The sequence below is a fragment of the Marinomonas ostreistagni genome, from assembly GCF_016888445.1.
GTDB classification, from domain to species: Bacteria; Pseudomonadota; Gammaproteobacteria; order Pseudomonadales; family Marinomonadaceae; genus Marinomonas; species Marinomonas ostreistagni.
In genome coordinates this window covers 253,835-275,941 of the sequence record NZ_JAFEKF010000003.1, presented here as the reverse complement: position 1 = coordinate 275,941, position 22,107 = coordinate 253,835, and the positions used below count along the sequence as shown (strand labels likewise).

21 protein-coding genes and 1 tRNA gene are annotated in these 22,107 nt (G+C 48.6%); 14 read left to right on the top strand and 8 right to left on the bottom strand.

All coding sequences use genetic code 11. The features are described from left to right. Positions 1 to 25 precede the first annotated feature (25 nt). Complete coding sequence (gene ectA / locus JQX58_RS11080; protein ID WP_338040734.1) at positions 26 to 520, bottom strand: diaminobutyrate acetyltransferase; 495 nt, start codon at positions 518 to 520, stop codon at positions 26 to 28. 487 nt (positions 521 to 1,007) lie between these two features. Between ectA and JQX58_RS11075 the strand changes: the two genes are divergently transcribed. Continuing rightward, a complete protein-coding gene (locus tag JQX58_RS11075) occupies positions 1,008 to 2,357 on the top strand; it encodes a sodium-dependent transporter (RefSeq protein WP_204146918.1) in 1,350 nt (449 codons plus the stop codon). 91 nt (positions 2,358 to 2,448) lie between these two features. On the opposite strand, the gene argH is transcribed toward JQX58_RS11075, so the two are convergent. Next, positions 2,449 to 3,849 carry an argininosuccinate lyase gene (argH, locus tag JQX58_RS11070; RefSeq protein ID WP_204146917.1) on the bottom strand — a complete coding sequence of 467 codons (1,401 nt, stop codon included), beginning with the start codon at positions 3,847 to 3,849 and terminating at the stop codon, positions 2,449 to 2,451. A 157-nt stretch (positions 3,850 to 4,006) separates the two neighbouring features. Here argH and hemC point away from each other — a divergent pair, with 157 nt between their 5' ends. The 4 genes from hemC to JQX58_RS11050 are packed head-to-tail and all read left to right on the top strand — an operon-like array spanning position 4,007 to position 8,111. Then, entirely contained in the window at positions 4,007 to 4,933 is a 927-nt protein-coding gene (hemC, locus tag JQX58_RS11065) for a hydroxymethylbilane synthase (protein WP_204146916.1), read from the top strand. 10 nt (positions 4,934 to 4,943) lie between these two features. Beyond that, positions 4,944 to 5,699: a uroporphyrinogen-III synthase gene (locus JQX58_RS11060; RefSeq protein ID WP_204146915.1), complete on the top strand. Its 756-nt coding sequence runs from the start codon at positions 4,944 to 4,946 to the stop codon at positions 5,697 to 5,699. Position 5,700: 1 nt separating this feature from the next. Continuing rightward, the gene (locus tag JQX58_RS11055; protein ID WP_204146914.1) at positions 5,701 to 6,879 is read left to right on the top strand and encodes a uroporphyrinogen-III C-methyltransferase; all 1,179 of its coding nucleotides are present in this window, start codon (positions 5,701 to 5,703) and stop codon (positions 6,877 to 6,879) included. Next, a complete protein-coding gene (locus JQX58_RS11050; RefSeq protein WP_204146913.1) occupies positions 6,876 to 8,111 on the top strand; it encodes a heme biosynthesis HemY N-terminal domain-containing protein in 1,236 nt (411 codons plus the stop codon). The genes JQX58_RS11055 and JQX58_RS11050 overlap by 4 nt, the downstream gene beginning before the upstream one ends. Before the next feature lie 50 nt (positions 8,112 to 8,161). Here JQX58_RS11050 and JQX58_RS11045 read toward each other — a convergent pair whose 3' ends face one another. The 3 genes from JQX58_RS11045 to JQX58_RS11035 all read right to left on the bottom strand — a co-directional run bounded on the left by JQX58_RS11045 (position 8,162) and on the right by JQX58_RS11035 (position 11,033). Continuing rightward, positions 8,162 to 9,709, bottom strand: a complete 1,548-nt coding sequence (locus JQX58_RS11045) for a methyl-accepting chemotaxis protein (RefSeq protein WP_204146912.1) — start codon at positions 9,707 to 9,709, stop codon at positions 8,162 to 8,164. Between the two features lie 178 nt (positions 9,710 to 9,887). After that, positions 9,888 to 10,805 carry a hypothetical protein gene (locus JQX58_RS11040; protein WP_204146911.1) on the bottom strand — a complete coding sequence of 306 codons (918 nt, stop codon included), beginning with the start codon at positions 10,803 to 10,805 and terminating at the stop codon, positions 9,888 to 9,890. 24 nt (positions 10,806 to 10,829) lie between these two features. Then, positions 10,830 to 11,033, bottom strand: coding sequence for a hypothetical protein (locus tag JQX58_RS11035; protein WP_204146910.1), 204 nt, complete (start codon positions 11,031 to 11,033; stop codon positions 10,830 to 10,832). Between the two features lie 88 nt (positions 11,034 to 11,121). Here JQX58_RS11035 and yaaA point away from each other — a divergent pair, with 88 nt between their 5' ends. Next, a complete protein-coding gene (yaaA, locus tag JQX58_RS11030) occupies positions 11,122 to 11,898 on the top strand; it encodes a peroxide stress protein YaaA (protein ID WP_204146909.1) in 777 nt (258 codons plus the stop codon). 25 nt (positions 11,899 to 11,923) lie between these two features. Here the strand turns inward: yaaA and prmC are convergent, their stop codons facing one another. Genes prmC through hemA form a run of 3 tightly spaced genes read right to left on the bottom strand, consistent with a single transcriptional unit; the run spans position 11,924 to position 15,153 of the window. Further along, positions 11,924 to 12,772: a peptide chain release factor N(5)-glutamine methyltransferase gene (gene prmC / locus JQX58_RS11025; protein ID WP_338040733.1), complete on the bottom strand. Its 849-nt coding sequence runs from the start codon at positions 12,770 to 12,772 to the stop codon at positions 11,924 to 11,926. A gap of 24 nt (positions 12,773 to 12,796) precedes the next feature. After that, complete coding sequence (gene prfA, locus JQX58_RS11020) at positions 12,797 to 13,885, bottom strand: peptide chain release factor 1 (protein WP_204146908.1); 1,089 nt, start codon at positions 13,883 to 13,885, stop codon at positions 12,797 to 12,799. Further along, complete coding sequence (gene hemA, locus JQX58_RS11015) at positions 13,885 to 15,153, bottom strand: glutamyl-tRNA reductase (RefSeq protein ID WP_204146907.1); 1,269 nt, start codon at positions 15,151 to 15,153, stop codon at positions 13,885 to 13,887. The genes prfA and hemA overlap by 1 nt, the downstream gene beginning before the upstream one ends. Before the next feature lie 230 nt (positions 15,154 to 15,383). Here hemA and JQX58_RS11010 point away from each other — a divergent pair, with 230 nt between their 5' ends. The 8 genes from JQX58_RS11010 (at position 15,384) to JQX58_RS10975 (ending at position 22,094) form a co-directional block, all read left to right on the top strand. Then, positions 15,384 to 17,123, top strand: coding sequence for a tetratricopeptide repeat protein (locus JQX58_RS11010; RefSeq protein WP_204146906.1), 1,740 nt, complete (start codon positions 15,384 to 15,386; stop codon positions 17,121 to 17,123). Further along, positions 17,120 to 17,695, top strand: a complete 576-nt coding sequence (lolB, locus tag JQX58_RS11005) for a lipoprotein insertase outer membrane protein LolB (protein WP_204146905.1) — start codon at positions 17,120 to 17,122, stop codon at positions 17,693 to 17,695. Before JQX58_RS11010 ends, lolB begins: the two co-directional genes overlap by 4 nt. After that, on the top strand, positions 17,692 to 18,549 hold the full coding sequence (gene ispE / locus JQX58_RS11000; protein WP_204146904.1) for a 4-(cytidine 5'-diphospho)-2-C-methyl-D-erythritol kinase: 858 nt from the start codon (positions 17,692 to 17,694) through the stop codon (positions 18,547 to 18,549). The genes lolB and ispE overlap by 4 nt, the downstream gene beginning before the upstream one ends. A gap of 55 nt (positions 18,550 to 18,604) precedes the next feature. Further along, positions 18,605 to 19,552, top strand: a complete 948-nt coding sequence (locus tag JQX58_RS10995; RefSeq protein WP_204146903.1) for a ribose-phosphate diphosphokinase — start codon at positions 18,605 to 18,607, stop codon at positions 19,550 to 19,552. 68 nt (positions 19,553 to 19,620) lie between these two features. Then, positions 19,621 to 20,196, top strand: coding sequence for a 50S ribosomal protein L25/general stress protein Ctc (locus JQX58_RS10990; RefSeq protein WP_204146902.1), 576 nt, complete (start codon positions 19,621 to 19,623; stop codon positions 20,194 to 20,196). A 16-nt stretch (positions 20,197 to 20,212) separates the two neighbouring features. Further along, the gene (gene pth / locus JQX58_RS10985; protein ID WP_204146901.1) at positions 20,213 to 20,797 is read left to right on the top strand and encodes an aminoacyl-tRNA hydrolase; all 585 of its coding nucleotides are present in this window, start codon (positions 20,213 to 20,215) and stop codon (positions 20,795 to 20,797) included. A 23-nt stretch (positions 20,798 to 20,820) separates the two neighbouring features. After that, positions 20,821 to 21,912, top strand: a complete 1,092-nt coding sequence (ychF, locus tag JQX58_RS10980) for a redox-regulated ATPase YchF (RefSeq protein ID WP_204146900.1) — start codon at positions 20,821 to 20,823, stop codon at positions 21,910 to 21,912. A gap of 107 nt (positions 21,913 to 22,019) precedes the next feature. Then, positions 22,020 to 22,094, top strand: a tRNA-Gln gene (locus tag JQX58_RS10975). The last annotated feature ends 13 nt before the right edge of the window (positions 22,095 to 22,107 follow it).

Here is a 22,107-nt window from a genome sequence, read left to right as displayed (position 1 = left end):
TATGGTTATTAACTATTTTGGTCACTCACAAAGTAAGCGGGCCTATTCGCACCAAATACTCAGTGGCGTGTCGACCTTGAAAATGCGCTTGTTGTTCAAACATGACAGACTCAGATAAAGAGGCCTGCAATTGACGGGCTAAGCTTCTAAACAGTGCCCAAGAGGCTTCGTTGTCTCGCGTGATAGTCGTTTCAATGTACTCAATATCAGCCATATGGGGTCTGGCTAATACGTCTAGCAACATTTGCTTCGCTAAGCCTAAGCCACGCGCACTGTCATCTACTGCCACTTGCCACACAAACCAGGTCGGTGAAGTGCTATTTGGCAAGCGATAACCCGTCACGCTGCCTACTAACTGGCTTGCTCTATTCGCTACCACCGCTGTGTCGGAAAAATGGCTAACTTGCAGTAAGTTGCAATAAGATGAATTCGTATCCAGCGGCGAGCAACGCGCCACTAAATCAAACAGCGCCATACCGTCAGTCGCCTCAGGCGGGCGTAAAATAAGCTTTTCTTTCACCAAATCCTCCTTTTAGCTGTAATGTTTTATTTGGCAAATAAACCAAAAAATTGAACTATAAAGCGCCCAATTAGATTACAGCTCTAAATATTTATATCAACAGTTATTTTGAGCTCTAATGAATTAACAGTCTTTTCTTCGCACCACAGACAACCATCAAACCACTACCTGCACCGTCATAACGCAGGAAAACTGACCACCTCGACAGAATTAGCTTGAAAATTATGGATAAAATTTGCAAAATCGCCGGTTACATCAGAAATAGGACATTATGAGTCGTTTCCTGTGGGGGCAAGACTCAAAAGTGGTACATCAATTGCTTACGCACCGAGGTGTATGTCTGCCTATTTTTGAATGCAGTCTTCCATTAACTTAACAATAAGCAAGTGGTCCGATTGAGCAGTACGGATCGTCGCAATCCGCGACACCACCTATATTTGCCCCACAAAGGCAGATATAAATTGCTTAGCAAAAACAAGAGAATCTTATGCAAGAGAAAAAGTCTATCCATGGCTCTTGGGCTAGCCGCTGGATCTTCATCTTAGCCGCTACAGGGTCAGCAGTGGGTCTTGGTAACATTTGGAAGTTCCCTTACATAACCGGTGAAAATGGCGGTGGCGCCTTTGTTTTGGTTTACCTATTGTGTATCGCGCTAGTGGGTATTCCGATCATGGTCGGTGAGGTCTTTATTGGTCGCCGTGCTCGCCAAAGTCCAGTCAATGCCCTAACGGATCTGGCGCAAGAGTCAGGTCAAAGTAAGAAATGGGGCTTAGTCGGCTTAATGGGTATGCTCGCAGGCGTACTGATTTTCTCGTTCTACTCTATTGTTGCGGGCTGGGTTCTTCAGTACATCTTCTCAACGGCATCGGGTGCGCTAAATGGTATTTCCTCAGAAGCCGCAGGAGCATTGTTTGAAGGCCTTTTAGCCGACCCAACAACTCTACTGATGTGGCACACTGTCTTTACCATTATGGTTTTGGTTGTGGTCTCTGCAGGTGTTAATGCCGGTCTTGAGCGTGCTACACGCATCATGATGCCAGCCTTGTTTGTTCTACTACTGGTACTACTAGGGTACGCAATGAGCACGGATGGTTTTTCTGCTGGTTGGCACTTCATGTTTGACTTTGACGTCAGCAAGCTGTCTTGGGACGCTGTACTAGTCGCACTAGGCCACTCATTCTTTACCCTATCTTTGGGTATGGGCAGCATCATGACTTACGGCTCTTACATGCCAAAACGTGCCTCGATCGGCTCTACCGTACTGACCATCGGTATTCTTGATACGTTAGTCGCTTTGGTGGCAGGTCTAGCGATCTTCCCTATCATTTTCTCAAATGGCATGGATCCAGCTGCAGGCCCTGGTCTGATGTTTATCTCGCTACCCGTTGCATTCGGTCAAATGGCCTTCGGTCAATTATTTGGTTTCCTATTCTTTGTCTTGATTGGTGTGGCCGCTTGGACCTCAGCTATCTCACTAATGGAGCCAACCGTAGCCTTCTTGGTAGAGCGTGTTGGTATGACGCGTAAAAAAGCAACATTGGCACTAGGTACCGTTGCTTGGGCTCTAGGTATCCTATGTCTAGGCTCTTTCAACTTCATGTCAGACTTCACGCTGTTCGGCAAAAACACCTTCGATTTCTTAGATTACCTAACCGCTAACATTATGCTGCCTCTAGGCGGTATCTTTGTCGCGCTATTTGCCGGCTGGGTTGTGAAAGAGAAATTTGCTAAAGACGAGCTAAGCTTCAAATCTGAAGCACTGTTTAAGGTGTGGAAGTTTATCGTTAAGTTCATCGCACCAGTTGCTGTGACTGTTGTGTTCATTTTGAACCTATAATCACTGGCACTTGTCAATGCACTAAAAAAGCCCCTCTCCAAATGGAGAGGGGCTTTTTTTGCGCTGTTTATGCGCTGTTTAATAGCGTTAATTAGCGCGTAGCAAGCTCATCTTGAGCACGTTTGATTGCTGCTTTTACTTGCGCTGGGGCAGTGCCACCGATGTGATCACGGGCTGCGACAGAGCCTTCAAGTGTCAACACTTCAAACACGTCTGCGCCGATCATATCGCCAAACTGTTGTAGCTCTTCAAGTGTCATCTCAGAAAGGTCACGCTCTTGCTCAACACCAAAGCCAACCGCTTTACCAACGATCTCATGGGCATCACGGAAGGCCACACCTTTACGCACTAGGTAATCCGCCAAATCGGTAGCAGTACTGAAACCACGGCGCGCTGCTTCGTACATGTGTTCTGAACGCGCTTCGATCGCTGGAATCATGTCAGCAAACGCACGCAGTGAGCCACGCAAGGTATCCGCCGTATCAAATAACGGCTCTTTATCTTCTTGATTGTCTTTGTTGTACGCCAGACACTGAGATTTCATCAGCGTCAGTAGGCCCATCAAATGACCGTAAACACGACCTGTCTTACCACGCACCAACTCTGGCACATCTGGGTTTTTCTTCTGCGGCATGATGGATGAGCCAGTACAGAAGCGGTCTGGTAGATAAATGAAGTTAAACTGCGCTGACGTCCACATTACCAACTCCTCTGCCCAGCGCGACAAATGCATCATGATAATTGATGCTGCCGACGTGAACTCGATCGCAAAATCACGATCGCTAACAGAGTCTAGCGAGTTGTACGTTGGGCGTTCAAAGCCTAATAGCTCAGCTGTCATGTTGCGGTCGATTGGGTAAGTCGTCCCAGCTAACGCTGCCGCACCAAGAGGCAAGATATTCACACGTTTACGGCAATCAAGCAGGCGCTCGTAATCGCGCTGCGCCATCTCGTACCACGCCATCAAATGATGACCAAAGGTCACCGGCTGAGCCGTTTGCAAATGTGTAAAGCCCGGCATGATGGTGTCCGTATTACGCTCAGCAAGAGACAAAATACCTTGTTGTAGACGCGTCACTTCTTCTAATAAGAAGTCAATTTCATCACGCATGTATAGGCGAATATCAGTCGCTACTTGGTCGTTACGCGAACGGCCTGTATGCAGTTTTTTACCCGTGATACCAATCTTCTGCGTTAGGCGTGCTTCAATGTTCATATGCACGTCTTCAAGTTCAATCGACCACTCAAATTCACCATTGGCAATTTCTTGTTCAATTTCGCCAAGGCCTTGAATAATCTGATCACGCTCGTCTTCTGTCAAAACACCCACTGCGGTCAGCATTTTCGCGTGCGCGATTGAACCCTGAATGTCTTGTTTTGCCATGCGCTGATCGAACTCTACTGATGCAGTAAAGCGTGCCACAAAGGCATCTACAGGCTCAGAAAAACGGCCACCCCATTGTTGGTTAGTGGTTTTGTTGGTATCTGTCATGTCGTCATTTCCCAGTGTGAGATCAATGTTGCGGCAAGATTACCTGATGCGACGCCCTTTATAAAGGGCTCTGGGATGACGCCTAGCAGGCAAGGGAGTATGATATAGCGAAATTTTATCGTGATATGCGCGCATAATGTCGACTCTAGGAGAGAATGTGAGAAATAAAATCGTCATTGCAACCCGTGAAAGCCAACTGGCCCTTTGGCAAGCAAACAACGTAAAAGCGTCCCTTGAAGCCCTCTACCCTGAGATCCATGTAGAACTGCTGGGTATGACGACTAAAGGCGATCAAATTCTCGACTCCCCATTGTCCAAAATTGGCGGCAAAGGACTATTCGTAAAAGAGCTTGAAAAGGCCCTATTAGATGGCGAAGCAGACATCGCTGTGCACTCCATGAAAGACGTACCGATGGAATTCCCTGAAGGGCTCGGCCTAAGTGTCATCTGTGAGCGTGAAGACCCAAGCGACGCCTTTGTGTCGAATACCTACGCCAACATTGAAGAGCTACCAGAAGGCGCTGTAGTCGGCACCTCCAGCCTACGCCGTGCTTGTCAGTTACAGATGCACCGCCCTGACATCCAAATCAAAAACCTACGCGGCAATGTTAATACTCGCCTACGTAAACTGGATGATGGCGAATACGATGCCATCATTTTAGCCACCGCAGGTCTTGTGCGCCTTGAAATGGCCGATCGTATCAAAGCTCGCATCAGTGACCATTTCTCTCTACCAGCTGGCGGCCAAGGCGCCATGGGCATCGAGTGTCGTAGCGATGACGCTGAGCTGATCGAACTGTTAAAACCACTACAACACCAAGCCACTGCCTATCGCGTCACAGCAGAGCGTGCTGTTAACAAACGCTTAAATGGCGGCTGCCAAGCGCCGATCGCCTGCTTTGCCGTGCTTGAAGGTGACGAGCTGTATGTGCGCGCACTGGTGGGTAGCACCGATGGCAAACGCATGGTACGCAGTGAACTGCGCGGCCCGAAAGAGCAAGCCGAGGCATTGGGCATCGAGCTAGCAGATGAACTGCTTGCTAAAGGTGCTCAAGCGCTATTGGACGAAGTCTACCAAGCTTAAGGACGCCCTTATGAACGGCCTTAAAGTGCTCGTCACGCGCCCCCAACCAGAGAACCAAATCACCTGCCAAGCGCTTACGGCGCTTGGCGCCACTCCCCTTGCTTTGCCTATGCTTAGCATTGAGCCGCTGACGGATGATCCTGACATCAAACGCGCTATTCACTCTAAGCTGTTTGACCTAGATCTTTATCATTACGTTATCTTTGTCAGCAAAAATGCTGCACGCCTTGGGGCAGAAGTCATTGACGAGTGCTGGCCCATGCTACCCGCCAAGACACATTGGCTTGGTATCGGCCAAGGCACCACGGAGACTTTGCGTCAGCAGCAAATCCCTGCGCTCAGCAACCCGGGCAATAACACTGAAGCAATGCTTGAATGGCTTAAGCCAGCTAAGATGAGAGAGCAAAAGGTCTTGATTGTCCGTGGTAGTGGCGGTCGCCCTGACTTAGGTAAAGCACTGGCCGATCGCGGTGCCATTGTCGACTATTTAGAACTCTATAAACGACATACACCTACCTATACGGCACAAACTTTTTTATTCTTAGAGCAACCTGACGTAATATGGGCCACAAGCGGTGAGAGCTTGATCAACTTAACGCATTATCTTGATCATCATGCACCTGCGCTCAAACATTCGACTTTATTTGTTCCTAGTGAGCGTGTCGCCCAACAAGCACACCAACTAGCCTGGCAACAAGTAATCTGTGCATATGGCGCTGACGATAACAGCATGATCGCAGCCACAAAGCAGCATTTAGGACAATAATATGACCGACAAAAAAGACAGCGCTTTACCAGACAACACGGACCAGAGCAGCGATAGCACTTCAACATCTTCTAGCTCGGCGAACACTAGCACTCCTCAAGCTCAGAAGCGCCCTGGCAAAACCTTACCAACATTAGCTCTGTTGGCAGGTGTTGCAGCACTGGGGCTAAGCGGCTGGCAGTACTACCAAGACAACTACCTAAATGCCGACCAAGACCTAGAAGCTGCGCAAGCGAAAATCACTCAGCTAGAGACCAAGCTAAGCACACTCGATCGCTCAGTGACACGCAATAGCGACTCAGCCAGCCAAGTCGCTGCGCTGATTGATAATATGGCGCAAACTCAAGCGCAAGTGGCCGAGACTAAACTGGCTACCGAGCAATCCTTGGTCGAGCTATCGAGCAAAATCAATAAGCTAAGCAACGCCGATAAAAACGACTGGTTGCTTGCAGAAGCGCAGTACCTAGTACGTCTGGCCAACCAGCGCCTACTGCTCGAAAAAGATACTCGCAGTACTATCATGTTGCTGACTAATGCCGACAGCATTCTTGAAAGCCTTGAAGACCCACTGGTATTTGATACGCGCAAAGCCATTGCCAGCGACATTCAAGCCCTAAAATCCGTTGCCGCTTTTGACTTAGAAGGACGCTACCTGCAACTAGCAGCCCTTTACGATCAAGTCGCACAGCTACCACAGCGCGAACCCTCTAAAGCATGGCAAGCGCAACGTAATGATGAGACCGAGCAAGACAGCGCACCTGGAGCAAACAATGCCTCCGCGGTTAAGCGCCTATTTACCGAGGCATGGCAAGGCATCAAATCTTTGGTGGTAGTGAACTACAACCAAAAACCAATCAAACCATTGCTGCCGCCAGCTGAGTATCAAGAACTGGTGACTGGCATCCAATTACAATTGGACGTCGCGCAAGTCGCCTTGATGAAAGGCGAAGACGCCATCTACGAAAAAGCGCTGAGCCGAGTTGCAGAAGTGGTTACCCAGCACTTCGATACTAACTCTCAAGTCACGATCGCCTTTACCACGACCCTGACCTCCTTGCAGCAAGTGAACCCAAATCCAGATGTGCCAATGCCGCGCGCTTCTTTACAAGCAATGAAAAAGCTTATGCAAAACTGGAATAATAGCGCCGCAGGCGAAACAGCAGGAGGCACATCAGAATGAGAAAAGTTCTTTTATCTGTCATTGCCGTACTGATTATCGGTGGTGCCAGTGGTCTGGCCATGAAGCAAGAGCCTGGCTACGTCATGATCGCCTTTCAGGGCGTGACCATCGAAATGAGCCTATGGGTGATGTTAAGCATCGTACTGCTTGGTTACATCGCGACCATGGTTCTGTTTAAACTGGTTTGGGTACTGTTACACCCTAACTCTTCTTTGGCCAAATTGACGGGCACCTTGTCCCATAAACGCGCCCTTAAAGCAACGATCAAAGGTATGCTGGAATTAGCTGGCGGCAACTGGTCAAAGGCCGAGAAGCTGCTAACAACCTCTGCCGACAATGTATCTTATCCGCTGCTTAACTACATCGGTGCAGCGTATGCTGCCAGCGAGCAAGACGAGCACGAACGCTCTAAAGAACTACTGCGTGAGGCTCATAAAACCTCGCCCGATGCCGAGTTTGCTATCAGCTTTGTGCAAAGCCAACTGCAGCTAAAACAAGGTCATTATGAAGGTGCTCTGGCATCGCTTAAGCGACTGCATGAGATGAAGCCGAAGCACCGTCAAACCCTAAAAATGCTGGTGACTGTGTATACCAAACTAAAAGATTGGGAAGCGCTACAAGCACTCACACCCACTCTTAAGAAACAAGGTATTTATACGCAAGAGAATCTACTTGAGCTGGAAAAGAATGCCTTTTTGGCCTTGCTTGAAAAGTTGCGCTTTCGCCAAAAAACCGGGCATGACTCACAAACTCTGTTGAATGAGCTGCAAACCATTTGGAAAAAGCTTGATGGCCTTGCCAAAGATGAGTCGATGCAAGTTGTGTACGCCACAACTCTGATCGACTTCGGTGACGAAGCCAAAGCAGAATCGTTCATTCGTCACTCATTGAACGATCAATGGTCCGATCAGCTCGTCGCGGTCTATGGCTTACTCACCGATGTCTCAATGAAAAAGTCGCTTAGCAACGTCGAAACATGGATTCGCCGCCATCCTGACAGTGCACCATTGCACCTAACCGCTGGTCGTATCTGTCAGCGCCTACAACTCTGGGGCAAAGCTCGTGATTACTACGAGCGTGCACTGCGCATTGATGCCGCTTCGGATGCGATTGATGAGCTTAGTCGCCTACTAGAAGCCATGGGCGATGTAGACATTGCGCACGATCTCATCGTGAAACGCATCAGCCATAACACGGCTAACCTAGAACCCTTACCGTTACCCAGCAAATAATAAAAAGGCGGCCTTCTGGCCGCCTTTTTTGTCACTGCATTGTTAGCGGTTTAGCGAAAACGTACGACCAGCTCATGCATTTCCAACGCCACTTCCTTCAGCTCCAGCATATTCTGCATGGCCGCATCCGATTCTTCGCCACTCTCAACAGCCAAGTCGGAGATTCTTACTAGCTGCTGATTAATTTCTTCTGCCACTTGGGCTTGCTCTTCAACTGCCGCTGCCATCTGTGTCGACATGTCCGAAATGGCGTTCACTACTTCGACAATGGCTTGCAAGGCTTGTTGTGCGTCGTGCATTTTCTGCAAGCCTTCACTGGCACCTGTTTGACCTTTTTGCGCTGAACGCTCTGCTTCTGAGGCACCGCCACGCAGCCCCTCAATGATTTGATGAATCTCTTTGGTGGAGTCTTGCGTCCGCATTGCCAACTGTCGCACTTCATCCGCGACCACCGCAAAACCACGGCCATGCTCGCCGGCCCGCGCCGCCTCAATGGCCGCATTTAAAGCAAGTAAGTTGGTCTGCTCGGCGATTTGATCAATCATAACCGCCACTTTGGCAATGTCTTCAGACTGTTTCGCCAATGCCGACACGGATTGCGATACCTGCTCAACCAATGACGCTAAAGACTGCACTGCCGCTAACGTTTGCTCCAAGATTTGATCGCCATTGGTGGCGATATTACGTGACTCGACCGCTTTATTAGCGGTTAACTGTACATGCTTAGATACATCGCCCACCGTGGTGGTCATTTCATGCATCGCCGCAGCGACTTCTTGGGTTTCACTTTGCTGTTGCTTAATTTTCTGGGAAGCGCTTTCGGTGCGTTCAAGGCCAACCTTAGAGCGCTGAAACACTTCATTAGATTCGTCTTCGATACGTGTCAGCACGGTATCTAAATGCATCTTCTGACTTTTGATCGCGACTTCTAATGTGGCGATATCAAGATTGTTGTGAGAATAGGTATGCGCCGCTACAGGGTGCGTGAAGGCATGGCTTAAAGCATGTTGAATAATGTGATTGAGCTTACGACGAGCAAATAAACTCTGTGCGCTAACGCCCACCAAGCCCGCCATCGTCGGCACCCAAGCGTAGTCTATTTGTGCCAGCGCCATCCACGTTGATGCTGCGACGGTTGCAGCCAATACGCCCAGAGACACGTAAGTGCCTGATAATGCCTTCGGCATGCGGCCGTTACGAATCATGGCATAGAGTTTTTCTGCGCGAGCAATGTCAGCACGACTAGGACAACTGCGAACGGATTCGTAACCGACTACTTGGCCGCTTTCTGTGACTGGCATGACATACGCGTCAACCCAGTAATAATCACCATTTTTACTGCGGTTTTTAACCAACCCCATCCAAGGCTTACCTTGTTTAAGTTTCTGCCACATAATCTCAAATGCCGCTTCCGGCATATCTGGGTGACGCACAAGGTTATGAGGCGCACCGATAAGCTCTTCTTTATCAAAGCCACTGATATCAATAAATGCCTGGTTAGAGTGTTTGATGCGCCCTTTTAAATCGGTTGTAGAGATCAGCTTGACCTCTTGAGCGAATGTACGCTCGACGTTTGTCACTGGTAAATTCTTGCGCATAATTCCCTCGCCCAACTAAAACTACTTCACCATACAAAAATTGCTTTTAAGTTTTTAACTTGAAACCGAGTTATTAGTTATCTCTTATCAAAGAGTAGTCGCATTTTTATAGCTTGCGTAATCTCCATGCAAAAATAGTGGATATAGAAGCACAGTTATAAGCTATTGATAGTGGCTATTATTTTTTCTTAGCGAAGATTCGATGTAAGCGCTTTGTCATGACTGGCAATAAATAAGTCGGTACTTGTAGCGCTCCAGCTAACGGTAAAAAGGCAGGTCCTAGCAAACTCCCCGCGATCGAGTAAGTCAGCAAAACATTGCGATTACCGGCAGTAATGGCAGCCGTTAGCGCCTCTTCAAGGCCTGCCTTTCGATAGCATAGAAAGGTGACAAAAAAGAAGACCATTACCAATACGACTGACAAGAGTAAGTACCACAGTGCTAGCGAAGCTTGCTGATCCCACAAACCGCGATAGCTACCGATCAGGCCAAACGGGAAGGCAAATACTAACAAGATCGTATAGGGAGAAATTTTGACAAGTGTGCGCTTTAGCCATTCCTGCGGCAAAAAACGATGTGCTAAATACGAAAATAAAATAGGACCGGCAATGAAGATCAGTAAACGTATGCCGTAAGTGACAAAATCCAACCCACCTTCAGATAGATGAATCCATTTGATCGGAATAAACAACGCAATCGGCAACAGCAAAGTTGTTACTATCGTCATCGCCATGGCTTCTAAGCTATCAAACCCTAACGCCCTAACGATCGCTGGCGTTGCAAATAAAGAGCCCGTCGCGCCGACACCCAAGACAGCGAGCAGCAACTCATCAGATACCTCAAAAGCTAATCCGATCGCCGTGAATAGAAGCATAAAAAAAGCGCAATGCAGCAATCCATAACACCACATAGCACGATGCATCACACGGCGCATCAAGGCTTGCATCGGCATACCTAAAAGAGTCAAGAGCATCAAGGTGAAGAGAACGTAAGGCAAGACTGGAAACAGCCAATTAGACGCTGCTGGCAACAAAAAGCCCAACAGAGCACACAAAAACATCCCCACTAAGGAGTGTTTGACAACAAAAGCCAACACTATGGTTACCCCAATCCTTGGTTATTATCGCTTAGAAGAATGAGCGCACTTGCGGTTTTGTTCAGGCAATTCCGCCATTTCTAATGGCCAATGCTTACGCGCCTCATCAAAGGCTTGGCGTAGCTTTATCAACTGGTGAGTTTCTGGCATATCCACGTCCTCAGCGGTGCGCACAACGGCCGAGTGGTTGCTGTGTTTTTCAGGGAACTGTATTAAGTTGTCCTTCATACAATATCTCTATCAAGGCAATTAGTGGATATCTATCTTTACTCTATGGATAATCTTGTGCAAACGCAACGATTAGCAGGGTTAGATCATGAAATATTTAATCTCTCCAGCCAAAACGCTGGATTTAGACAGCTCCTTACCTATTAACACCACCTCTGAGCCTGTATTCCTCGATCAGGCGCAACAGCTGATCGATACGATTAAGCCATACTCTCCAGCAGACATTGCCACACTGATGAAACTAAGCGATAAATTAGCGACGCTCAATGTCGAACGCTACCAAGCTTGGCAAAAAGCACACGACCAAAACAATAGCCGCCCAGCCATGTTTACCTTTATGGGCGATGTTTATACAGGCTTAGATGCTTATAGTCTGACGCCAGAGCAAATTCATTACGCACAGTCCCATCTCAGAATGTTAAGTGGTCTATATGGATTGCTCAAACCGTTAGATTTAATGCAGCCATACCGCCTAGAAATGGGCACCAAGCTTGCTAACCCTAAAGGCGACAATCTTTATCACTTTTGGTCGGATATCATTGCTCCGGCCCTGAACGAAGAGCTTGAGCAAGATGAGTTGCTGGTTAACCTCGCCTCAACGGAATACTTCAAAGCGGTCGACAAAAAAGCCCTTAACAACACGATCATCACACCTAACTTTTTAGATGAGAAAAACGGTCAATACAAAGTGATCAGCTTCTACGCTAAAAAAGCTCGTGGCCTAATGGTACGGTATTTGATTGAAAATCAAGCCACTACATTAGAAGAGATTAAAGGATTTGATTTGGCTGGCTATCGCTATGACCCAGAACGCTCAAAGGCCAATGAGCCGGTCTTTATCCGCGCCGAAGGCGTGACTGAGTAAGCGACTAAATTGAGTAGGGCTAAGGTTATTCCTTACGCCCTATTGTAACTCGATCGTTATCACCTAAATCTTGAAAGGTTTCGACCGCGCTAAAATTGGCCGCCAACAGCAGCGCTTGCACAGCTTGAGCCTGGTCGTAGCCGTGTTCAAACAGCAACCAACCAGAGTGATTAAGATAGTCGCTTGCTTGGCTAATAATATGTCGAATATCCGCCAACCCCTGCTCTTGTGCCACTAACGCCGATAATGGCTCAAAGCGCACATCGCCCTGCTCTAAATGCACATCATCAGGGTCAATATAAGGCGGGTTCGATACAATGATATCAAAGCGCTCTTGCGCGCCAAGTTGTGCAAACCAATCACTCTGTTTAAACCTAGCATTGCTGATCACATTTGACTCAGCGTTACGACGTGCTAGCGCCACCGCTTCAGCACTGTAGTCAATGCCTAACACATCCGCTTCAGGTACTTCTTGAGCAATGGCCAAGGCAATCGCTCCAGTCCCCGTACCCAAATCTAGCACCTTAGGTGCAGACATGCCTTCAAGTTTCTCCAGCGCTACTTCCACCAAGCGTTCGGTATCCGCCCGCGGAATCAAAGTACTAGGAGACGTCGCTAAGGTCAGCGTCCAGAAGTCCTGCTGACCTAAGATATAGGCGATCGGCTCGCCTTGCTCACGACGCACCAGTAGCGCATCAAACGCCACCTGCTGATCATTACTTAATACTTTATCCGGCCACGTATAAAAATACGCTGTCGACACATCCAGTACCTCAGTGAGCAAGAGCTGGGCGTCTAACTGCGCGGTTGGACTCGTCGCCGTCAGCCTTTGTGTTGCTTGGCGTAGCGACTCTGCTATGGATAGATCACTCACTGAGGTACTTTGCATCATGTCGAATTAATTTTCACCGCTTAAGGCCGCCAACTGCTCTGCTTGGTATTCATTCACCAGCGGATTCACCAAGGCATCCAAATCGCCTTGGACGATTTCATCGAGTTTATACAAGGTCAAATTGATACGGTGATCGGTCACACGCCCTTGTGGGTAGTTGTAGGTACGAATACGTTCCGAACGGTCACCACTGCCCACCAATGAGCGACGCGCCTCAGATTGCTCTGAAGCCGCTTTGTCTTCTTCAGCGGCTTGCAGTTTAGACGCCAACAGGGCCATGGCTTTGGCACGGTTCTTATGCTGTGAACGCTCGTCCTGACATTCTACGACCACCCCGGTTGGGATGTGCAAGATACGAATCGCTGAGTCAGTTTTGTTGACGTGCTGACCACCGGCACCGGACGCACGGAAAGTGTCGATACGCAGGTCAGCTTTGTTGATGTTAACCGCTTCAACTTCGTCCATCTCTGGCAAGATTGCGACTGTACAGGCTGACGTATGGATACGACCTTGTGACTCGGTTGCTGGCACACGCTGCACACGGTGAGCGCCCGACTCGAACTTAAGTTTCGAGTAAGCACCATCACCTACGATACGGGCAATCACTTCTTTGTATCCACCGTGCTCGCCTTCACTCTCACTGACGATCTCTACGCGCCAGCGCTGCGTTTCGGCATAACGTGAATACATGCGGAACAGGTCACCTGAGAAAATAGAAGCTTCATCACCACCGGTTCCGGCACGAATCTCTAGGAATACGTTTTTCGAATCATTTGGGTCTTTCGGCAGTAGCAACTTTTGCAGATCCAGTAACAACTGCTCTTTTTGCTCTTGGCCAGCTTTGAGCTCTTCTTGCCCCATTTCTTTGATATCTGGGTCACTGTCGCTCAGCAACAGCTCTGCTTCTTCTATGTTTTCTAATACCTGTTGGTACTCTTCAAAGCATTTCACTACAGGCTCAAGCTCGGCGTACTCTTTGCTGTAATTACGGAACAAATCTTGATCCATAATCACATCAGCGTCACTGAGCAATGCGGCTAGTTCTTCGTAGCGCTCAGCCAAACTTTCTAATTTAAACTTAATCGATTCTTTCATTAGGATTCTTTCGTGTCGGTTATTCCCAGTACATCGGCGGCGGCCTGCAGAGCCTCTTGATCGGCATCAGCGCCAGCTTGGCGTAAATACTGTGTCGGGGAATGGATCAATTTATTCATTAGCCCATGGGCCAACTTATTTAATACTTGCTCAGGTGATTGCCCTGCTTCTAAGCCTTTTACAGCACGCTCAAGCTCTGCCTGTTTAATCGCATCTGCCTGGGCGCGGTAGCTTACAATTAGATCAGCAACTTTGCGAGACTCTTGTTTGCGTTTGTACTCGCCAATGCCTTCTTCGATAATCTGCTCGGCCGCCTGCGCTGCCTCTTGACGCGAGCGTACGTTTTCTTCGATGACTGAATGCAAGTCATCGACGGTATACAGATACGCATCTTCCACGTCTTGCACTTCAGGTTCAATGTCACGCGGTACAGCAATGTCTACCAGTAGCATAGGCTTATGACGACGCTTACTGGTAGCGCGTTCGATCATCCCCTTACCAATAATCGGTAACTGACTGGCGGTTGAGGAAATGACAATATCCGCTTGCGGCAGATAATCACTAATATCGCCCAGCAAAATAGCCTCAGCACCTAACTCTGACGCTAGGATTTGCGCTCGTTCCAAGGTTCGGTTGGCGACAATAATACGCTTAATGCCTGCCTCTTTTAAATGGCGCGCCACTAACTCGATGGTTTGCCCTGCGCCAATCAACAGTGCCGTACTACGTTTGACATCGGCAAAGATGCGTTGCGCCAAGCTGACCGCCGCAAAGGCAATCGATACCGGGTTTTCGCCAATCGACGTATCAGTACGTACTTTTTTTGCCACCGAAAAAGTCTGCTGAAATAACCCTTGTAGCTCAGCACCAATGCACTGGCCTTCTTGCGATACCGCATAGGCTGATTTCACCTGCCCTAGAATTTGCGGCTCACCCAATATCAATGAATCAAGACCGGATGCCACACGCATCACATGTCGCACACCTTCGTCGCCATGGTGGGTATAGCAGAACTGGCCTAACTCAGCAGGCTCGATTTGGTGATACTGGCCTAACCAACGAATAATTTGCTCTTCCTGCACACCGTCTTCCACCGCACAGTACAGCTCGGTGCGATTACACGTCGAAACGATGACCGCTTCTTTGGCATCGGCTTCGGATACTAAAGAATTGAGCGCTTCCACCATTTTTTCTGGGGCAAACGAAATTCTTTCGCGAATGGATACGGGTGCAGTTTTGTGGTTAACGCCCACAGTGATTAGCGGCATTCAGGAACTCTTCTCACAGCTTGAGATCGAATTAATGTCTTTTGCCATGCGCAAGCATTGCTTGTACATAACCATGATGGGCCTATTATAAGTGGAATTTTTAGCTATTCGCACCCCATCAAATCAATAAATCTAAAGGTTCCTTACACTCTCTTGCTCGACAATGGGCTGACAAGCCCGCTTAAGCAGAGCTAACATAGCGTCTAAGGATTAAAATTAGGCAGGTCATCATGCAAAGAATGCAAGCTCATTTCTCATTTAAGAAAACGCTACTCGTGTCAGCGTTATCAGTGTTTGTCAGTGCCTGCTCTACCCAGCCTACAACCGCTTTGCCAGTAGACAACAGCTGGCAACCGATTACTCGCTCAGAGCGCGCTGAGCGTTTATCACAACTTTTAACAGCTGAGTTTACGCTTCAACGTCAAGGCAGTACCAAGGCGTCACAACTGTACTACGATGCCGCGCAAGCAACACAAGATGCCGCCGTTGCCAAACGCGCCACCACCGCTGCTATGATCAGCGAAGACAACCAGCAAGTACTGCAAGCCAGTGAGCATTGGCTAACGCTTGAACCTGACGCGGCGCAAGCCTATCCCGTTCGACTGCAAGCGCTATTGATTGCACAACAGGCCGAGGCCGCACAGCAATTATTGATTAACGCCACCGAACAGCAAGTCTCACTTGCTTTCTTACCGGACTTTGTTGATCAAAACGTGCGCAACAATCAAGTAACCGCCACACTCTTTCAAGCATTAGACACACCTAAGCTTAACGACAACACATACGTTCAAACGGCACAATTTCATTTGCTGTTTCTCAAAGGCCGCTATCAGACCATTGTCGACACCATTGATCCATTGCTAGCGCGTGTTGCAAAAAAAGAGCAAGAAGCCTTACTGATCATCAAAGCAGTCAGTCAAGACCATATGGGCCATCCAAAACGTGCTCAAAAAACCTTAGCTGACGCCCTTGAACGCTTTCCTAACAGCGAGCGTGTCCTAGGCAATTTGCTCGAGATCATGGTCAAGAATGGTTACACCAAAGAGGCAATCACAGCCTTTCATCAAGCCGACCTATCCGATGCTATGCGCCAACAGATCGGTCTGGCCCTAGGGCAACAATTGCTGATGGAAGGTCAAGCACAGCAAAGTGCAGCGCTGCTTAGTGATCTGCCCCAACAAGGTGGACTGCACAATCAAATTCAGTTTTTCCTTGCCAATGCTCAACAGCAACTAGGTCAATACGACCAAGCACTGCGTAACCTTGCCAATGTATTTGGCCCTCTTAGCTGGAACGCCACCGAGCTGCTGGTTGAATGGTTTTACCAAGCCGACCAAAGTGACCAAGTCAACCCGATCATTTTACAGCGTGCGGCGGCTGAACAAGAGCCTGGGCACATTATCGGCGTGAGTGAGATCCATGAGCAAAATGGCCGTCCAGATCTGGCGCTGGGATTACTCAATAACGCGCTTGCCACCTTCCCAGAGCTTGATTCAGTGCGCTACAAACGCGCTATTTTCTTTGACAGTCAGCAACAGTGGCAAGCGGCCATCAAAGACCTTAAGATTTTAGTCGACAAACATCCCGAAGACGCGGCGTACATCAACGCGCTTGGCTACACCATGCTCGTGCGCCAACCCGACCGCTTTGATACTGCGTTTGACTGGATTAAAAAGGCTTATACTCTAGAGCCCGAAGACCCCGCGATCCTTGATAGCATGGGTTGGGGTTACTATTTACAAGGGGATTTGCAGCAAGCCGAGCGTTTTCTCGCACAATCTTGGCAAGCACTCGATGATGCTGAAATCGGCGCCCATTATGGCGAAGTACTCTGGCAACTTGATCAACAAACACAAGCCATCGCTATTTGGCAGCAAGCGTTGCGTAACAACGCACAACTCCCAGCCCTGCGCGACACTGTGCAACAGTATGCGCCGCAACTACTCAATACGGGTAAGGAAAACTCATGAAACGCATTTTAATAGGCGCCAGCACACTACTTATGCTGGCTGGCTGTAGCCTAACCCCCACCACGCCGAAAGCGCCTTTGCCAGACTCCGTAGCAGGCATAGAAACTTGGCACACCGAAGGTCGTGTCGGCATTCGTACCGCAGACGATGCAGTGTCAGGCAATTTCAATTGGCAGCATTCGCCAAGCCAATACCAAATCAATATTTACGGCCCTTTTGGCCAAGGCGCCACGCGCATTGAAGGCTTAAGTGACGGCACCACTACCCTCAAATACGATGACAAGACCCTAACGGGCCCAAGCGCTGAAGCCATGCTGTACCGTGAATTTGGCTGGCAATTTCCTGTTACACAAGTGAAGTACTGGATCCGCGGTTTACCCGCACCAAGCTCCCAAGCTGATATCCAAGTCGGTAGTGATGGTGTGACGCCCACGCAAATCACTCAAGATGGCTGGACCATCAATTACCGTGAGTTTACCCAGATCGAGCACTTGACCTTGCCACAAAAAATTCAAGTGGCCAAAGCGCCTTATCGAGTTAATCTCATTATTACGAATTGGGACCTGCAATGACCACGTTGACACTCCCCGCTCCCGCTAAGTTGAATTTGTTTTTGCACATCACAGGGCAACGAAGTGACGGTTATCATGAGCTGCAGACCTTGTTTCAGTTTATCGATGTGTGCGATCAATTGAGCTTCACTTTGACCGATGATGACCAAATTGCGTTGACCCCCGCCATTGCAGGCGTAGCCTTTGAAAGCAACTTAATTGTCAAAGCCGCACGTCTGTTGGAACCCTACAAATCTGCCACCTCAGGTGTATCGATTCAGCTTAAAAAAGTTCTCCCCATGGGCGGCGGCATTGGCGGTGGCAGCAGCGATGCCGCTACCACATTGTTAGCACTCAACCAGCTTTGGCAATGCCAACTGCCATTAGACAAATTGGCCGAGCTTGGTAAGACCCTTGGGGCGGATGTCCCCATCTTTGTTTTTGGTCATGCGGCGTACGCCGAAGGGATTGGCGAGAAACTTACCCAAACCACGCCAGAGACCCCGTATTACGTGCTTTTAAAGCCCAATTGCGAAGTCCCAACTGTGCAAATTTTTACCGATAAATATTTGACAAGAGACACCCCTGCGATCAGAATATCGCACGCTTTGAAACTGGATGGGCATAATGACTGTCTCGAGGTCGTCAGAAGGCTCTATCCTGAAGTGGACGACGCGTTCATTTGGCTATCGCAATTTGGCGAAGCAAAGTTAACCGGCACCGGCGCGTGCTTGTTTATGGCTTGCTCGTCTAAAGAAGAAGCTGAACGAGTCAAAGCCGCTGTGCCAGAGAAGTGGCAAACTTGGGTTTGTCATGGCTGTAATACTTCTCCAGCTCATGATGCATTAAACCAGTGGATTGCAGCTCAGCATTAATGCTGGATACACACCAGTCTATTTTTCAGCGCTTTAAATACAAAGGGTATATACAGTGTCCAAGTTGATGGTTTTTACCGGTAATGCTAATCCGGAACTTGCTCGTCGAGTTGTTCGTCGCCTAGGTCTGCCAATCGGTAACGCTACCGTTGGACAGTTTAGCGACGGCGAGATCACAGTTGAGATCAACGAAAATGTACGAGGTAAAGACGTTTTCATTATTCAATCAACCTGTGCTCCGAGTAATGATAACCTGATGGAACTGATTGTCATGGCCGATGCCCTGCGTCGTGCGTCAGCTACCCGTGTTACGGCTGTAATTCCGTACTTTGGTTACGCTCGCCAAGATCGTCGAGTACGTTCAGCGCGTGTGCCAATCACGGCCAAAGTGGTCGCAGATATGATTTCTGCGGTGGGCATCAACCGTGTTTTGACGGTCGACCTTCACGCTGACCAGATTCAAGGCTTCTTTGATATTCCGGTAGACAACGTGTACGCCACACCATTATTGCTAGACGATCTACAACGCCAAGGCTATGAAAATATTGCCGTCGTATCACCAGATGTCGGTGGTGTGGTTCGAGCGCGTGCGTTTGCCAAGTTACTGGACGATGCGGATCTAGCGATCATCGACAAACGTCGCCCACGTGCCAACGAAGCGCAGATCATGCACTTGATCGGTGATGTCGAAGGCAAAACCTGTGTCTTGGTTGACGACATGTGTGACACCGGTGGCACCTTATGTGCCGCGGCTAAAGCACTAAAAGAACACGGCGCATCAAAAGTCCTTGCTTACTGTACTCACCCAGTACTGTCGGGTAAGGCAATTGAGAACATCAGCAACTCTGTGCTGGATGAACTAGTGGTAACCGACACTATCCCACTGTCAGAAGCCGCACAGAATTGCCCACAAATCCGCCAATTGTCTATGTCAGACATTATGGCTGAGGCTGTTCGTCGCGTATGCAACGAAGAGTCAATTAGTGCCATGTTTGGGGCCTAAGCCAAACATTTACGCTCGGAACGGGTCGCAGTTCTGGGCAAACTTAACTTTATTTAGGATATCTAAAAATGTCTCTAGTACTAAATGCTGTAGCACGTAAAGAAGAAGGTAAAGGTGCGAGCCGCCGCCTTCGTAACCAAGGTCTAGTTCCTGCTGTTGTATACGGTGGCAACGCTGAGCCAGTTTCTATCACTTTCAAAGAGAACGAAGTTAACAAAACTGTTGGCACTGAGTTCCTTACAAGTGTTGTAACAATCACTGTTGATGGCGCTGAAGAGAAAGCAATCGTTAAAGCTCTACAACGTCACCCAGCTTCTGGCGATGTTATGCACATCGACCTTCTACGTGTTCAAGAAGATAAGAAAATCGTTACTCGCGTACCTCTTAACTTCGTTAACGCTTCTAAATCAGAAGGTGTTAAATCTCAAGGTGGCCGTCTAGTGGTTGAAGCGAAACTTGCTGAAGTTCGTTGTTTCCCACAAGATCTTCCACAAGCTTTGACTGTTGACACTATCGAAGGTCAACTAGGTCAAATCTTCCACCTTTCTGATGCTCAACTACCAGAAGGCGTTGAATTGGTTGCTCTTCTTAAAGGCGAAGACCACGACCAACCTATCGCTCGTATCGGTAAAGCTAAGCGTTAATCATTGAGGCAAGTCTGTGGCAGGTTTTAGATTACTCGTTGGCTTGGGCAACCCAGGCTCAGAATATGAAGACACCCGCCACAATGCTGGCGCACAATGGATAGAAGCACTGGCTCGCAGGAGCCAGTGTTCTCTTCGAGCAGAGAAGAAATTCTCTGGTCAATTCGGCAAAGTTTTTATAGGTGGGCAGGAATGCTACCTTCTTATTCCTACGACCTATATGAATTTAAGCGGCAAAGCAGTCCAAGCCGTTTGCCAATTCTATAAAATCCCTCCCCAAGAAGTCCTAGTCGTACACGATGAACTAGACATTGCCCCCGGCACCGTAAAGCTTAAAAAAGGCGGCGGTCATGGCGGTCACAATGGTCTTAAAGACATCATCAGCAAACTCGGCAACAACCGTGAGTTTGGACGCGTACGCATAGGCATCGGTCACCCAGGGCACGCCAGTCAAGTGGCAAGCTATGTCTTGAAAAAAGCCCCGAGTGACGAATACCAAAAAATCGAACAAACGATAGATGAATCTCTGCGCTACAGTGACGACATTATTGGCGACAACTGGAGCGGCGTTATGAATCATCTGCACAGTTTCAAAGCATAATTAACCAGCTTTAGGAATTCTTTATGGGCTTTAATTGCGGTATCGTCGGCTTACCAAACGTCGGCAAATCAACTCTATTCAACGCACTCACCAAAGCCGGTATCGGTGCTGAGAACTTCCCTTTTTGTACTATTGAACCCAACGCAGGCGTCGTACCGATGCCAGACCCACGCTTAGATGCGCTATCAGCCATCGTTAAGCCTGAGCGCGTGCTAGCAACGACTATGGAGTTCGTCGACATCGCAGGCTTGGTTGAAGGTGCCTCAAAAGGCGAAGGCCTAGGCAACAAGTTCTTAGCCAATATTCGTGAAACCGATGCTATCGCTCACGTTGTGCGTTGTTTTGAAGACGACAACGTCATTCACGTTTCTAACCAAGTGAATCCTAAAGCGGATATCGAGGTTATCAACCTTGAGCTGGTCTTTGCCGACCTTGAGTCAATCGAGAAGCAAATTGTCCGCACTGCGAAAAACGCCAAAAGCGGCAACAAAGAAGCCATCGCTCACAAAGAGTTCTTAGAGCGCATCAAAGCGCATCTAGAGGACGGTCTACCTGTGCGTGCCATGGAATTGACCGACGATGAGAAAAAAGCGGTGAAGCTTTTACACTTGTTGACGACCAAGCCAACCATGTACATCGCTAACGTATCGGAAGATGGTTTCGAAAATAACCCTCACCTAGATGTCGTACGCGAAATTGCAGCTGCCGAAGGCGCTACGGTTGTGCCGATCTGTAACCAGCTAGAAGCTGAGATTTCTGAACTCGATGCAGAAGAGATGCAAGATTTCCTTGATGAGATGGGTATGGAAGAGCCAGGTCTTGATCGTGTAATCCGCGCTGGCTACGAACTATTAGGCCTGCAGACGTACTTCACAGCGGGCGTAAAAGAAGTTCGTGCGTGGACTGTGAAGCAAGGCGCTACCGCACCACAAGGCGCTGGTGTGATCCACACAGACTTCGAGAAAGGCTTCATCCGTGCCGAAGTAGTGGCTTACGATGACTTCATCCAATACAACGGTGAAAACGGTGCTAAGGACGCAGGTAAGTGGCGTCTAGAAGGTAAGGATTACATCATCAAAGATGGCGATGTAATGCACTTCCGTTTCAACGTTTAAAATTTTTTTTAAAAAAAGTGTTGACCCATTAACGGGTTATATGAATAATATCGCGCCACAGACACAGCGAAGCAACGAATTCAAAAGTGTCTGTGTTGCGAGATTGTTGGGGTATAGCCAAGCGGTAAGGCAACGGGTTTTGATCCCGTCATGCGTTGGTTCGAATCCAGCTACCCCAGCCACTCTCTTGCAAAA